Source organism: Timonella senegalensis JC301 (assembly GCF_000312125.1).
Taxonomy (GTDB): Bacteria; Actinomycetota; Actinomycetes; order Actinomycetales; family Cellulomonadaceae; genus Timonella; species Timonella senegalensis.
The window spans coordinates 948,481-962,855 of the sequence record NZ_HE978641.1 but is presented as its reverse complement, the minus strand read 5'-3'; the positions used below and the strand labels follow the sequence as shown (position 1 = coordinate 962,855).

General features: G+C 62.6%; 13 protein-coding genes and 1 pseudogene. 4 read left to right on the top strand and 10 right to left on the bottom strand.

The window, feature by feature from the left end; all coding sequences use genetic code 11:
* Nucleotides 1–53 precede the first annotated feature (53 nt).
* The 4 genes and pseudogenes from HGSM_RS04115 to HGSM_RS04100 all read right to left on the bottom strand — a co-directional run bounded on the left by HGSM_RS04115 (nt 54) and on the right by HGSM_RS04100 (nt 4,436).
* Nucleotides 54–1,589, bottom strand: a complete 1,536-nt coding sequence (locus HGSM_RS04115; protein WP_019147478.1) for a dihydrolipoamide acetyltransferase family protein — start codon at nt 1,587–1,589, stop codon at nt 54–56.
* A gap of 22 nt (nt 1,590–1,611) precedes the next feature.
* On the bottom strand, nt 1,612–2,640 hold the full coding sequence (locus HGSM_RS04110) for an alpha-ketoacid dehydrogenase subunit beta (RefSeq protein ID WP_019147477.1): 1,029 nt from the start codon (nt 2,638–2,640) through the stop codon (nt 1,612–1,614).
* A complete protein-coding gene (gene pdhA / locus HGSM_RS04105) occupies nt 2,637–3,791 on the bottom strand; it encodes a pyruvate dehydrogenase (acetyl-transferring) E1 component subunit alpha (protein WP_019147476.1) in 1,155 nt (384 codons plus the stop codon). The genes HGSM_RS04110 and pdhA overlap by 4 nt, the downstream gene beginning before the upstream one ends.
* 261 nt (nt 3,792–4,052) lie before the next feature.
* Nucleotides 4,053–4,436: pseudogene (locus tag HGSM_RS04100) on the bottom strand (VOC family protein).
* Between the two features lie 267 nt (nt 4,437–4,703).
* Here HGSM_RS04100 and HGSM_RS04095 point away from each other — a divergent pair.
* Both HGSM_RS04095 and HGSM_RS04090 read left to right on the top strand, forming a co-directional pair.
* Entirely contained in the window at nt 4,704–5,609 is a 906-nt protein-coding gene (locus HGSM_RS04095; RefSeq protein ID WP_040594632.1) for an ABC transporter ATP-binding protein, read from the top strand.
* Nucleotides 5,606–7,189, top strand: a complete 1,584-nt coding sequence (locus tag HGSM_RS04090) for an ABC transporter permease (protein WP_019147472.1) — start codon at nt 5,606–5,608, stop codon at nt 7,187–7,189. Before HGSM_RS04095 ends, HGSM_RS04090 begins: the two co-directional genes overlap by 4 nt.
* 31 nt (nt 7,190–7,220) lie before the next feature.
* On the opposite strand, the gene HGSM_RS04085 is transcribed toward HGSM_RS04090, so the two are convergent.
* Both HGSM_RS04085 and HGSM_RS04080 read right to left on the bottom strand, forming a co-directional pair.
* Nucleotides 7,221–7,877 (bottom strand): cysteine hydrolase family protein, encoded by a 657-nt coding sequence (locus tag HGSM_RS04085; RefSeq protein ID WP_019147471.1) that lies wholly within the window; start codon nt 7,875–7,877, stop codon nt 7,221–7,223.
* A 14-nt stretch (nt 7,878–7,891) separates the two neighbouring features.
* The gene (locus HGSM_RS04080) at nt 7,892–8,995 is read right to left on the bottom strand and encodes a histidinol-phosphate transaminase (protein ID WP_019147470.1); all 1,104 of its coding nucleotides are present in this window, start codon (nt 8,993–8,995) and stop codon (nt 7,892–7,894) included.
* A gap of 76 nt (nt 8,996–9,071) precedes the next feature.
* Here HGSM_RS04080 and HGSM_RS04075 point away from each other — a divergent pair, with 76 nt between their 5' ends.
* Nucleotides 9,072–9,479, top strand: a complete 408-nt coding sequence (locus HGSM_RS04075) for a phage holin family protein (RefSeq protein WP_019147469.1) — start codon at nt 9,072–9,074, stop codon at nt 9,477–9,479.
* Between the two features lie 513 nt (nt 9,480–9,992).
* On the opposite strand, the gene HGSM_RS04065 is transcribed toward HGSM_RS04075, so the two are convergent.
* Complete coding sequence (locus tag HGSM_RS04065; RefSeq protein WP_019147467.1) at nt 9,993–10,982, bottom strand: LLM class flavin-dependent oxidoreductase; 990 nt, start codon at nt 10,980–10,982, stop codon at nt 9,993–9,995.
* A gap of 106 nt (nt 10,983–11,088) precedes the next feature.
* Between HGSM_RS04065 and HGSM_RS04060 the strand changes: the two genes are divergently transcribed.
* Entirely contained in the window at nt 11,089–11,679 is a 591-nt protein-coding gene (locus HGSM_RS04060; RefSeq protein WP_019147466.1) for a dienelactone hydrolase family protein, read from the top strand.
* Nucleotides 11,680–11,691: 12 nt separating this feature from the next.
* Here HGSM_RS04060 and HGSM_RS04055 read toward each other — a convergent pair whose 3' ends face one another.
* The 3 genes from HGSM_RS04055 to HGSM_RS04045 all read right to left on the bottom strand — a co-directional run bounded on the left by HGSM_RS04055 (nt 11,692) and on the right by HGSM_RS04045 (nt 14,303).
* Nucleotides 11,692–13,098 (bottom strand): alpha/beta fold hydrolase, encoded by a 1,407-nt coding sequence (locus tag HGSM_RS04055; protein WP_019147465.1) that lies wholly within the window; start codon nt 13,096–13,098, stop codon nt 11,692–11,694.
* Between the two features lie 29 nt (nt 13,099–13,127).
* Complete coding sequence (locus HGSM_RS04050; RefSeq protein ID WP_019147464.1) at nt 13,128–13,367, bottom strand: hypothetical protein; 240 nt, start codon at nt 13,365–13,367, stop codon at nt 13,128–13,130.
* Nucleotides 13,368–13,475: 108 nt separating this feature from the next.
* The gene (locus tag HGSM_RS04045; protein ID WP_019147463.1) at nt 13,476–14,303 is read right to left on the bottom strand and encodes a YwiC-like family protein; all 828 of its coding nucleotides are present in this window, start codon (nt 14,301–14,303) and stop codon (nt 13,476–13,478) included.
* Nucleotides 14,304–14,375 lie beyond the last annotated feature (72 nt).

Here is a 14,375-nt window from a genome sequence, read left to right as displayed (position 1 = left end):
CGTTGAACGGCACTCACGGTGAATGGATGTCGGTAGAGACCTGAGACCTCCCGCTAGCCCCAGACCAACCCACGCGAAGGTTCCTCGAGCACGGCAGCCACGTCGGCTAGCGTGCGGGCGCCGAGTTCGCCATCCACCAGGCGGTGGTCGAAGCTCAGCGCGAGCTGCGTGACCCAACGCTTCTTGATCTTGCCCTTGTGCACCCACGGCTGTTCGCGGATCGCGCCGAACGCGAGGATCGCGGACTCGCCTGGGTTGAGGATCGGCGTTCCGGTGTCGATTCCGAAGACGCCCACGTTCGTGATCGTGATGGTTCCGTCCATCATGTCTGCCGCCGGGGTCTTCCCGGAGCGCGCGGTTGCGGTCAGGTCCGAAATACCTTGGGCCAGGCCCTTGAGCCCGAGCCGGTGCGCGTTCTTGATGTTTGGCACGATCAGCCCACGCGGGGTCGCTGCGGCGATGCCCAGGTTCACGTAGTGCTTGTACACGATCTCCTGGTTCTCATCGTCCCAGCTCGCGTTGATCTCGGGGTGCCGGGACACGGCAAGTAACAGCGCCTTGGCGGCGATCAGCAGCGGGGTCACGCGCACATCGGAAAACTCGCGGTCCTCGCGCAGCGCCTTGACCAGCCGCATCGTTTTGGTGACGTCAACAGTGTGGAACACGGTGACGTGGGGCGCCGTGAACGCCGAGGACACCATTGCCTCTGCGGTGCGCCGGCGGACCGACTTCACGGGGACGCGCGTTTGGCGGCCGTCGTGCGTAACCGTTCCAGACGCCAGCCACGGTGAGTCGTCGCCCTCGTAGGTGGTCAGCGCGCGTGCCGACGTGGCAGCCGACGCCGCGAGCACATCCTCACGGGTGATGAGTCCGCCCGGTCCGGTGGGGTCCACCGAGTTGAGCTCGATTCCGAGGTCTCGCGCAAGCTTTCGCACTGGCGGCTTGGTCCGCACTGCCTCATTCCCCGCCGGCTTGTTGACCGTCAGCGAGTCCGCTGCGCCCGTGCGGCGCGGACGCCGCTTGGTGGAGCCGTGGCTGATGCCGTAGCCCACGAGCACGGAACCCGATTCCTCGGGTTCTTCAATTTTCGACGATAGAGCATCTTCCAGCGCCGCTCCACCTTGGGCAGTGGCTGGCGCAGTGGTGGCCGGCTGGGTGGGCTGCGCCAGCAGCTCCGCAGCCTGCGCGGAACCATCGTTCCCAGCGCGTTCGCTGGCGTCGAGTTCCTCCGCCGTGGACTCGTCCAGCGGGGTGTCCTGTGTGGTGAGGTTTTCTGCACCCACCGCGTCGGGCGCTGGAACGGAAGCAGAATCGTCGTTAATTTCAGGCGCCGCGGCGCCGTGTGGGTCGGTGTCCACCACCATGATGATGGTGCCCACATCGATGAGGTCACCCTCTGCACCGATCAGTTCGGTGACCACTCCGGCGAACGGGGAAGGCAACTCAACGAGCGACTTGGCGGTCTCGACCTCGAGGATGACCTGGTTGACGGTTACTGTGTCGCCGACCTTGATCTTCCACTCCACGATCTCGGCCTCGGTCAGGCCCTCGCCCGCATCGGGCATTGGAAAACGTTCGTACGTTGGCATCAAGAAATCCTTGGCTTAGCAATCAGTAGGCGAGCACACGGTCAACCGAATCGAGGATTCGGTCGAGCGATGGGATGTAGTCGTGCTCCAGTTTGGCCACGGGGTACGGGTTGTGGAACCCGCCCACGCGCAGCACGGGCGCCTGGAGTTCGTAGAAGCAGCGTTCCGTGACTCGGGCGGCAACCTCCGCGCCCGGGCCCATGTAGGTGACGGCCTCGTGGACAACCACGCAGCGGCCGGTCTTCTTAACGGAGGCGACCACGGTGTCGGTGTCGAGCGGGGAAATCGCACGCAGGTCGATGACCTCGATGCTCGTGCCCTCGGCAGCTGCGGCCTCTGCCGCGCGCAGCGCGGTGGCGACGGTTGGACCATACGCAACCAGCGTGACGTCAGTACCGGTGCGAGCCACCACGGCCTTGTTCAGGGTGTCGGAGCCGATCGGAGTGGACAGGTCCACTGGGCCCTTCTCCCAGTAGCGGCCCTTGGGCTCAAAGAAGAGCACGGGGTCGGGGCTCGCAATGGCCTCCTGGATCATGGTGTACGCGTCCTGGGCAGAGCCCGGCGAGACCACACGCAGGCCAGGAGTGTGCGCGAACAGCGCCTCGGGGCTCTCCGAGTGGTGCTCGACCGCACCAATGCCACCCGCAAATGGAACGCGGATGACCACAGGAAGGTTCAGACGCCCCTTGGAGCGGTAGTGCATCTTGGCAAGCTGCGTGGTGATCTGGTCAAAGCCAGGGAAGATGAAGCCGTCGAACTGGATCTCGCACACCGGGCGATAACCGCGCATGGCCAGGCCGATCGCGGTTCCGATGATGCCGGACTCGGCGAGTGGCGTGTCCACTACGCGGTCCTCACCGAACTCGGCCTGCAGGCCCTCGGTCACGCGGAACACTCCGCCGAGCGGGCCGATGTCCTCGCCCATGAGCAGGACGCGCTCATCCTTGGCCATCGCTGCGCGAAGGCCGGCGTTGATCGCCTTGGCGAACGGGAGAGGCTTGGCGGAGTTTGGGGCTGGGGCCGCCTGTGGGGCTGGGACGGTCGCGGTCATCGTGCTCCTCCGGAGGTATCCATGAAGCTGGCTTCGTACTGCGCAAACCACTCGCGGTCCTCACGCACCAGAGCGTTGTCGGTGGCGTACACGTGGTCAAAGATGGAGGTGCTCTCGGGCCGGCCAAGTGACTTCACGTAGCCGCGAATGTACTCGCCGAAACCCTCGAGTTCGGCGGCAAGCGCTGTCTCGTCGGTGTCGTTCCAGGCGTTCTCCGACTCCAACAGGGCCTTGACCCGGGCGATGGGATCGCGGTCGCGCCAGTGCTGCTCCTCCTCGCGGGTGCGGTACTTGGTGGGATCGTCGGACGTGGTGTGGGCACCCATTCGGTAGGTCAGGGCCTCGATCAGCACGGGGCCCTCGCCCGAACGTGCGTGGTCCAGAGCCCAGCGTGCTGCAGCGAAGCTTGCCAGCACGTCGTTGCCATCCACGCGAATTCCCGGCACCCCAAAGCCCTCACCGCGGGTGTAGAGCTCGCCCTTGAACTGCTTGGAGTTGGGCACGGAGATGGCCCACTGGTTGTTCTGTACAAAGAACACGATCGGTGCGTTGTTCACGGCCGCGAACCCGAGGGCCTCGGACACGTCGCCCTGGGAGGTCGCGCCGTCACCGAGGTACACCATCACGGCCTCGTCGCCTGCCGCACGACCCACCTTGGCGTCCCGCTGGAGCCCCATGGCGTAACCGGTTGCGTGCAGCGCGTGCGAACCGATGACCAGCGTGTACAGGTGGAAGTTCTTCTCAAACGAGTCCCAGCCACCGTGGTCCACGCCGCGGAAGAGCTGGAGGATCTTGGCCAAGTCCATGCCACGCGTGTGCGCCACGCCGTGCTCACGGTAGGACGGGAAGACCATGTCTGTGGGGCGGAGCGCGTGGCCTGAGCCGATCTGCGCGGCTTCCTGGCCGAGCAGCGGCGCATACAGTGCGAGTTCCCCTTGGCGCTGCAGCGCGGTGGCCTCGGCATCGAAGCGGCGCGCGAGCATCATGTCCTTGTAGAAGGTGCGCAGGTCATCGAGCGTCAGGTCCGAGACCTGTGCGCGCAGGGTCGCGTTCTCTTCAGTGATGACGCGGTGCCCCTGCGGGTCGATGAGTTGCAGTGGCGCATGTTCGTCGGTGCTGCTGAGTCCTGGTGTGCTCAGAAGGTCCGTCATGCGATCTCCTTTTATTGTGGCTTCCCCACAAAAACCGGGCGCGAGCGCCGCCTTGTGAGCAGCTACTCGCTTGGAGATTGCTGGAAGCCTACGAATCCGTAGCCTACGCCAGCGTAACTTACGGCACCGTAGGTTTCATAGGGAACCACTCGCACAACGTTGGGAACGGTTTTTGTAGGTCAACCACAAAGCCGTGGCGACAAAGCGTCACTTTGGCGCTTTTTGGAGACCAGCCGTGGTGCCAAACGCACAACGGCCACCTCAGTCCTCAAAGAGGCAGAACAGGTGACCCACGGGGTCAACCATGACCCGCACGCCCTCATCAAACTGGGTATCTGCCACGCGCGCACCGCAGGATTCCGCCCGCGCTACAGCATCTTCTAAGTCGGAAACCCACAAATCGAGGTGGATTTGCATCTACTGGTGTTCCGCCGCGCTCGGCCAGGTCGGCGCCACATACAGGGGCTCCAACTGGATGGAAAGAAACGACCGCTTCTTTCCCGGCGGCACGAGCATCGCCCAGGTCGGGTCCGAGTGTTCGGAAATTTCCCACCCTAGGAACTCCGCATAGAAGCGCGCCAACTCCGTGGGATCGGGCGCATCGAGAACGGGCGTCAATGCCTTCACAAATCCAAGTTCAGCCATGGATTTCACGCTACCGCCGCCGCCTCACCCACGCACCCGCTGCTCTCCCTTCCCCGCCACCTCCCCATCTCCCCAGCTCCCCAGCTCCCCGCCACCCTCCGCCAACTCTCTCCGGCGGGATAAGACGGGGAACAAGGGCAGGGCGGGGAGTCAGGATCTCAGTGAAGCGCAGCAAACCTAGGACCTCGGCGAATGGCGAGAAAGGCCTAAGATGTGAAGTGTGAGCGCGGGTTCACCGCGAACGTGAAGAGGCTCGTGGAGGAACCCATGACTACGCCGATCATTTCCACAGAGTCCCTGGTCAAGACCTTCGGTGCCACGCCCGCGCTGGACGGCCTCGATCTCGACGTCGTCCCCGGCGAGGTTCACGGCTTCCTCGGCCCCAACGGCGCAGGCAAATCCACAACCATCCGTGTGCTCTTGGGCCTCATCAAGGCCACGTCCGGCAACGTCTCCCTGTTTGGCAAGGACCCCTGGCAGAACGCCGTCGCCCTGCACAGCCGCCTCGCCTACGTTCCCGGCGACGTCGCGCTGTGGCCCAACATGACCGGCGGGGAAACTATTGATTTCCTGGCCAATCTACGAGGCGGACTGGACGAGACCAAACGCAAGGAACTCGTCGAAAAATTCGATTTTGACCCGAGCAAGCGGGGCCGCACCTATTCCAAGGGGAACCGGCAGAAGGTCGCGATTATCGCGGCGCTCGCCAGCAACGCCGAGCTGCTGGTTCTGGATGAGCCCACGAGCGGGCTGGACCCGCTCATGGAGTCGGTTTTCCAGGCCGAGATTCGTGCTGTGCGCGCCGAGGGCCGCACCGTGCTGCTCTCCACACACATCCTGTCGGAGGCGGAGGAGTTGGCGGATCGGATCTCGATCATCCGTGATGGCCGGATCGTGGAGTCTGGCACGCTCGCCCAGATGCGCTACCACTCCATGACCACGGTGCGCGCCACCCTCCCAGAGAGTCAGATTTTCGACGATTCACTGGACTTCCTGCAGGACGTCACCATTGACGGAAACTCGTTTAGCGGGCTTATCAGCAATGATGCGCTTCCGCAGGGTCTGCGGAGGCTGTCGGACTTGAAGGTGCAGTCGCTGACTGTGGCGCCGCCCTCGCTTGAGGACCTTTTCCAAAAGCACTACGAGGGTCCGGACGGGCAGGCCACCCGATGATCGGTGTAAAGCCGCAGGTCAAGCGGATCATAGAGTCCGATCGCCTCAAGATCATGCCATTTGTGGCGATTGCAGTGATGCTCTCAGTGTCCTCCCTGCTGGGATACGCGGTGATCCTGCCGGATCTGGCTGATAGGCAGAACCTGGCCGCGATGATCGGGGCGAACCCCGCGTTCAACATCCTGTTTGGACGCGCCACTGACCTCACTACAACCGATGGCTTCAACGCGTGGCGCATCCTCGCCTTGGGCTCGATGTTTGCCGCGCTCATGACTATCTTTCTGGTCATCCGTAACACCCGTGGCGCGGAGGAGGGCGGGCAGGGTGAGCTCGTCGCCTCGCTCCCCGTGGCCAGGACCAGCAGGCTCGCGAGCGCGCTGATTGCCGCGTCCATCGCGTCCGTACTGCTTGGAACCGTCACCTTCCTCGTCTCCTTGCTTGTGGGAGGCGGTGCGCTGCCCACGGCGCTGATCTGCGCGGGCTTTGCACTGTCAGGAATGATGTTTGCCGGAGTGGCCGGGCTCGCCGCGCAGGTTGGCGCTCAGGCGCCCACCGCTACCGGGTTGGCCGTTGGCCTCCTAGGGATCGCATACGTGGTGCGAGGGTACTCGGATGCGTCAGCAGACATGGAATGGCTCACCTGGGCCTCCCCACTCGGATGGATCTCCGAGACCCGGCCTGCAGGCGAGAACCGCTGGTGGCCGCTCGCCTTGTGCGTACTGTTCATTGCCGCGACCTACACTGCTGCGCTTGCGATGGAGCGCCGCAGAGACTTCGGCGGCGCGCTCCTCGCGCAGAAGCCGGGTCCGGAACGGGCCCGAGGGCTCAGCACATCACTCGTGGGTTTCCTCACCCGCATCAACGTGGGTTCCTGGCTGGGCTGGCTGGCGGCACTAGCGCTCGTGGGCTACATGTTTGGCAACATCGGCGCAACGGTGGGCCAGACACTGTCCCGGAACCCCGCCATGGCCGAGTACCTGGCACGCGGAGCAGTCACCGAGGAGCAGGCCTCCCTGGGGTTCATTTCCATGATCCTGTCGATCCTCGGAATGCTCGCAGCCGTTGCAGGAATTGGCGTGTTCACGCGGATGCACCGCGAGGAAATTGGGCACCGGCTCGAGGTAGTTCTGGCCACGCGCGTGCACCGGGGAACCTACCTTGGTATCACCGCGCTGATTGCCCTCTTGACCACTGGGCTGTGCCTCGTGGTGGCGGGTGGCACCATGGCCTTCGCGGTCTCGCGAGGGGATGCGACGGTGTCCGGTTCGGTGGTGTTCCAGCAGGCTCTGGTGACGATCCCGGCCTCGTGGCTGGTGCTCTCGGTGGGAGCACTGGGCGTTGCGCTGGGCACGCGCACCGCGTTCCTGGGCTGGGTTGCCGTGGTGGTGAGCTTTGCCATCACAATGTTTGGCCCCATGTTCAAGGCGCCCCAGTGGCTGATGAACCTCAGCCCCTACGACCACATCCCGGCCATGGCCGCGACCAACCCGGATCTGGCTCCTGCGTGGTGGCTACTCGGGATAACGGCTCTCGTGTTTGCCGCAGCGTTTGCGGTGTTCCGCAGGCGTGACGTCGCCTAAAGCGGCTAGCCCGCCTAGCAGGCGGACCAACTCAGCCGAAGAAGCCCTGCTCCAGTTCGTCAACGGTCAGGGGCACTACACCGATCGCGACCATATCGCTTATTCGCTCTGGTGTTACCGCGGACGTTGCGTCCGTGACGATGGCGGCGCGGTAGTCCAGTTCGGTCGCATCAAAGAGGGAAGCCCTGGGGCAGTTGGGGAAGTTGCAGCCGGCTACCACCACGGTGTCTACGCCGAGGCCGCGCAGGATCGCATCGAGGTTGGTGCGGTGGAACGCCGACCAGCGGGGCTTCCACACCACAAGCTCTTGCTCACCGATGCGTTGGGCCTCTCCGTTCATGAGTTGCTCGGGCTTGAGCCGAACATCCACTGGGAGAAGGCTGCGGGGGATGTCGGCGCCTTCAGTGTGTGGTTGCACAACCCGTTCGCCGGCGTCGAAGCGCGTCCGGCGCACAGTGTCCACGTCTTCGCCGTGGTAGAGCCGAATTGCGTGGACGATGGGACGCCCCGCGCGGCGGAACACCTTGGTGAGCCTTTCGATCTCGCTCAGCCGGTCTTTGGTTCCAGCAACCCCCAACGGGCCGTCATCAAGGAAATCGTTCTGTACGTCAATAACCACGAGCGCAGCCGAATCGAGGTGTGGGGTGGTGTGCGGATCTCGGTTGGTGTCGAGCATGGTGCGGGTCATCCTTCCTGCGCTAACTACAGCCACTCCTGCGCGAGTTCGAGGAACAGATCGGTTGCTTCCGGTTCGCCAACACTCACGCGGATGCCTTCGCCTGCGAACGGGCGGACGAGCAGACCTCGCGCAGTGCACTCTGCGGCGATGGAAATGGTTCTCTCCCCCAACTGTAGCCAGACAAAGTTGGCTTGCGAATCGGGGATGTTCCAGCCTTGCGCGCGAAGTCCCTCTTGGAGCCGTGTCCGCTCCGCCACCAGTGCATCAACGCGAGCAAAGAGCTCGTCTCGTGCTTCCAACGACGAGATCACTGCCCGCTGTGCCACAAGGTTCACGCCAAACGGGGTGGCCGCCGCGCGGATTCCCGCGGCAACGCGAGGTCGGGCCACGGCGTAACCCACGCGAAGCCCGGCAAGCCCGTAGGCCTTGGAGAAGGTCCGCAGAACCACGACGTTCGAGTGGGCTTCAAGTGCCGCCAGAGCGTCGAGTGCATCATCCATCCGGACAAACTCAAGGTACGCCTCGTCCAACACCACAACGACGTCCCGCGGCACCTTGGCCAGGAACTCCATCACAGCGCTGTGAGTCACGGACGGTCCGGTTGGGTTGTTCGGGGTGCACACTAGGACGACCTTGGTGCGTTCGGTGACTGCCGCGGCCATGGCGTCGAGGTCCAGCTCACCGGTGTCTTTGAGGTCCACAGGCACGCTTGTTCCGCCAGCAACCGACACCACAATGGGGTACGCCTCAAAGGAACGCCACGGGAAGATGACCTCGTCCCCTTGGTCCACCACTGCCTCAAGGATGTGCGCTAGGACCGCGACCGATCCCGTGCCAAACACGATGTTTTCTGAGGTGATTTCACCGCGTGCACGCGCCTTCTCGCTCGCAGTCTCGTTGAGGAACGTGGCCAGCGCCTCCGCGATCTCGGTGTTCCCCATGTCTGGGTAGCGGTTGATCTCAGCTGCTGCGTCTACGATCGCCGCAACCACTGAAGGCAGCGGCGGGTACGGGTTTTCGTTAGACGAAACCTTGTACGCGGACGCACCAACAGGGATGCGGGCGCCGGGCACGTAGGCGGGGAGGGAGGTGATAGCGGACCTGAGTTGCACACGCGAGTCATTCACGGTTTCAGTCTCTCACCCACACAAGTTTTTCGGGATAACCGTTCGCTTTCTGGTCGTGAACTGGCACGATTACTGTATGGATTTTCTCAAACGACTTCTCGTGACCGCCGTGGCGTTCTGGCTCACCACGATCTTCTTGGGTAACCACTTTGATGTGGTCGGCGAGTTCCAGGTGGTCGCAGGCCAGGACTTCATCAACCGCAGCGCCGTGTTCATCACCGTTGCGCTGATCTTTGCGCTGGTCAACATGATCGTCAAACCGATCACCACGTTCCTGTCTTTCCCACTCATTGTGCTGACGCTCGGACTGTTCACGCTGGTCATTAACGCCGCGATGATTCTGCTGACCGCTTGGCTGACCGAGTCCACGAGCTGGGGCATCCAGGTGGATGGTTTCTGGTGGGCTCTGCTCGCCGCCGTTCTTATCAGCTTCATGTCCGCGGTGGGACGCTCGATCCTCGGTCTGGACAAGCCCAAGCGTTGAGTTTCAACCGATAAAGACGCGGTGGGTGGCGGCAAACTTTCATTTGCCGCCACCCACCGCGTTTTTCTGTGGAGACTCGCTAGCGAGCCTCACTTTCAAGGGATCCTTGCGGACAGAGAGTCCCGCTGTCAGAGAGTTTCGAGTGCTCGCGTTGCCTCTTCCGCGCTGAGCTCGCCGTTCATTTGGCGCACCAAAATGTCGAGAACAGACGTCTCGTTTGCGCTCGTATTAGGCGCCCCAATTTTCGACGATTGAGTCGCCCACGTAGCAGAGTGCCGACCCAGCGTGGTCTCGTTACCCGCGTATGCCACCCGAAACTTTCCTTCCAACGCACAGTGAGTGCCGAGGGCGGTCCTGGCAGTGGTCTCCGCCCCTCGGCCTCCCAATAGTTGCGCATTTGCGCTGGTCAGAACATGGGTTGAGGTACCCGGACCCGCGGGAACTTGGGGGCTTCGGGCGAGCGCTTGAGATTCCCTGCCCTGGCTATGGTCAAATCGGACACTCAGAGTGCAACTACTTCTCGCGCATGGCCTCGCCAAAGAGCTCGACGGACTGGATTCGTTCAGACACATCTGCCGCTTGGTGGGTCACAATGATCTCGTCCACCCCGGTTTCGCGTGCGAAGCGTTCGGCCCAATCTCCGGTTTCCTGAGCGGTTCCGATCGCGGTGTACTTGAGCATGTTTCGCACCTGCATTCCCTGCGGGGAATCAAGGATCTGGTCCAAGTCCTCATCCGACAAGGTAGAGGCTATTTCGGGACGCAAGAACATCGTCTTTAATCTCAGGCGCAGCATCTCGCGGAAGATGTCGTGCGCGCGCTGCGCGCTTTGAGAAGCAACTACATTCATTGCCGCGATCGCGTATGGCTGGTCGAGGTGTTCGGACGGGCGGAACTCGCGGCGGTACGCCGCGAGCGCATCGGTCAATGCGGCTGGGGCGAAGTGCGAGGCAAACGCGTATGGGAGGCCAAGCGCGGCCGCTAGCTTAGCGCCAAACAGCGATGAGCCAAGGATGTAGAGCGGGACGTGTGTGCCGCGGCCAGGTGTGGCATTGACGCCCTCGATGAGCGTGGCGTCGTTGAGGTAGCCCTGGAGCTCCTGGACATCCTGCGGGAAAGTATCGGCGTCGTGCGGGGTGCGGCGCAGTGCGCGCAAGGTGTTGAGGTCTCCGCCGGGTGCGCGACCGAGGCCGAGGTCAATGCGGCCCGGGTGGAGTTCAGCGAGTGTGCCGAACTGCTCCGCAATGGTGAGCGGCGAGTGATTGGGCAGCATGACGCCACCGGACCCGAGGCGGATCGTGGAGGTTTGGGTGGCCACGTGGGCGATCAACACGCTCGTGGCCGACGATGCGATCGTCTTCATGTTGTGGTGCTCGGCGTACCACACTCGCTCGTAGCCGGTACGTTCGGCGGCTTGGGCAACACCCACTATCGCGCTGAGCGCGTCCGCAGTGGTCTGGTTCGGGGCAATCGGGGCTAGGTCAAGTAAGGAGTAGCGGGTCATACCGGATGCAACCGGCTGCGGAATGCAGGTATTCCGTGAGGTGCGATGGTAGTCGCTCCCCACTGCACGCAATGCGCATCGCACCCTCACGAGATAGCGTTTCCACATGGCTAACATCGTGTTGTTTCACCACGCCCAAGGGCTGACAGACGGGCTGAAGCGGATGGCCGCCGCGTTTGAACGCGCCGGGCACACCATGTTCGCTCCCGACCTGTATGAAGGCAAGACGTTCCCTACAGTGGATGACGGCGTTGCGTTTGCCGAGTCGACCGGTTTTGACGTGATCAACGCGCGCGCCGATGCGGCGCTGGCTGCAGCGCCGCATTCCACAGCCCCTCATCCACGTGTGTACATGGGATTCTCCATGGGAGCAGAGTCCGCCGCTCGACACGCACAAGCAGATCCCCAGACCGCCGGCCTCATCCTTATGCACGCGGCGATCGATCCGGCGTGGATGCCTTCGCCTTGGCCCGCCGGCCTCCCCATCCAAGTCCACGCGTGCGACCAAGACCCGTGGATGGAGTTCGATGCGCTCGCCGCGCTACGCACCGAAACCGAGAAGAGCCGTCCCGTGGAGGTCTACCTCTACCCCGGCGAAACCCACCTGTTCACCGACGATTCCGTGCCCGAATACAACGCCGTGTACGCCCAGCTTGCCCGGACCCGGCTGCTGAGGTTCCTCGAAGAAGTCAGTTAGCAGCTGGGCCAGCTAGTTCGACCCTGGCCTTCGGGCACGCAACAGTTGAGGGTATTCACCAAAAGGGGTCTCGTATAGAGAGGTCTCTACCTTCGCCCCGGGTCGCCACAAATAGCTGCTAATCCTTTCAGAGACGTCCTGCACTTTCATTGAGTTCCGGTTTGCCTGCGCATAGACATCTGCGGCGACCTCAACATCATGGGGTCCTCCCTCTTCTGGCTTAGTCACATTGCCCCGGACCGTGACGTGGTTGCCGTTACCTCGTGTGATTTTTCCATCGAGCTTAGGAACCCCATCCTTGTTGTTCTCGATGTTTAACGTGGTCACGCTACTGGGCATCTTGAGGTTGGGGACTGGGGATTCAGAAGTGACAACCGCCTTCACGTTATAGCGACTCTGATACGTGGGTAACGAAGCAATCGCGCTGGCAATGAGCCCACCTTGACTGTGTCCGAAGAGAACGATGGGATCCTGAGGGGAAACCCCAGCCGCCTTGAGCGCTGCATCGACTGCTCTAATACCGTCGCTCTCGTCTCCAGCGAGAGTATCCAGCGCCGAGCCTAAGTGCATTGCGGAATCTTTTCCGTAAGGCCCCCACTCCTGGGTGCCAGGAATCAGCGCGACCCAGCGAACTGTTCCATCATGATCGGTCATCTTGGTTACTTGGATCTTGTCTTTGTCTTCGCCCTTATACAGGGAAATAAAACTCGCAAACAAGTCCGAAGGCGTCCTAAGGATTTGGGGTTTTACCTGGGATATCGTCTGCCAGGCAGGGCGGAAATCGGGTTTCCGGGATGGCTGGAACCACTCCATCCTCTTGACGTCTGTAAGAAAGGGAAGAAGAGCGCCGTAAACGGCGGTATTCACCTTGCTCTCGAGGGCGGGGAAGAGATACTGGTAAAGCCTCCACGAACTGTCGTATAGAGCAGTACCGAAGCGCGTGCCCCGCCCCAACTGCTCGCCGCACTTCCCTGGGCGCGGAACAAACTGGTACACAAATGGATCGGACCACGTCAGGGTAGTGTTGCCCCACACCTCAGAAACTCTCGTGTCCGAGCGCTCGTACTCTTGGATGGCCATGCGCACAACTTCACGGATGCTTTCCGCGCGCACAGACAGCTTTCCCACCCTGTTCTTGAGTTCCGACACACTCCTGCGCAGGCTGTGCATCCACTCGATCTGCTGAGGTGTGGGGTAGTCCTGCGCCAAGGTTTCGGCATCGCTCAGTTCGCGCCTGCGTGTCCACGCGTCGCGTTCTAGATCAGCCCATTCGGAGAGCAGAGCTCCAGAGAACACGTCGAGTGCCCGTTCAGCCAGTTGCGCACTATCCAACGCCTTGGAGAGCGTGGCGGTGACTCCGGCGAGCACATCTGAGTCGAAGCACAGCCCTTTGCCCGCAAAGACCTCGACCCCGTGCACAGTGGCACCCGATTGCTTGGGGATTTCCGCTAGAACGGGATTTCTGAGAACAGCGCCGAAACTTCCCTTGAGATCGCCTGTATCTCCTGGCGTAATAACTCCGTTTCCCTGACCGCCTGCCATGTGTCCTCCCGGAACGTCTGCGAGTTCGGGGAAATCCAGGCTTCGGAATCCGCACTTGCGCGGCGCAGCGCCTCGATCGACTCGCGCAGATGACCGCCGGCAGCCTCAAGCTTCAACCGGGCATCAAGCCCTCTTGTTGTCCACATGGGTCCCCCTTGAATAAGAAATCAACAGGGACAATCAGAACCCATCTCCCGAGCCGCACACCCACGGCCATGGAAAATACCGATCAAACCGGTGATAGCGGCGAGGCACTAGAACGTGTGGGAAACCGCGAACAGCAAGATGCCTGCAAGGGCAAGAGAGGCAAATACCTCGCCCACCCCAACCTGCTTAGGCGTTGCCCGAGTCCGCGGCACCCACACCGCCCGGACCGCGAGCGCCACAAAGAACGCCGTCAACAGGACCGTCCCAAGCACGGAGGCGCTCTCGCGCCACTGCGAGACGGTGAGGTGGAGGACTGACGGAAGCAAGATCGTCGTGAAGTGATAGGCGTAAGACGCCAGGAGGTAGCGGCGCGAGCCGCGTTCCCGGATCACCGTTTTGACGTATAGAACGGTGCCAAAGAAGTACGTGAACACTATCGCGACCAGGCACAACGTGGCGGAAGCGAAGGCGACCTCGGGGTGCGCGCCGACCTGCGCTGCCACTGGCAGCATGAGGCAGGCGGCCGCAACGGTGAGGAGGTCGTTGAGGAGTGAGCGGTCGCGCCTGCGGTAGGAGCACCACAGCGAAATGGCGAGGAGCGGGGCGAACGCGGGCGCCCACCACAGAAGGGCAGGTTGGAAGGCAATGGTGAGGCCGCCGGCGAGGGCAGTTGCGATCGCATAGGCGCGCAGCGGCGGGACGTACTTGGATTTGAAGTGTGACTTGAACCAGAGACCCGCTGCGAAAAACGCAAAGTAGCCGAGGAACCACGCCACCGCGAGCAGGAGATGGAGTGGGCGAAACCCGGAGACAGCGGCGCCGATGACCAGTGGCATCGCGAGCATTGCCCACGCGCCGTGCTGGTCGGGGACCCAGCCGGGGGTGCGGCGGCGTCGCTTCTTGGGCTGAGTCTGAGACTTGGTATCGTGTGCCACGCCTTCATCCTGACACACGGCTTGGCGGTGTCAGAATCAGGTGACTGGGCGTCAGATCCGGACGCCCGAGCA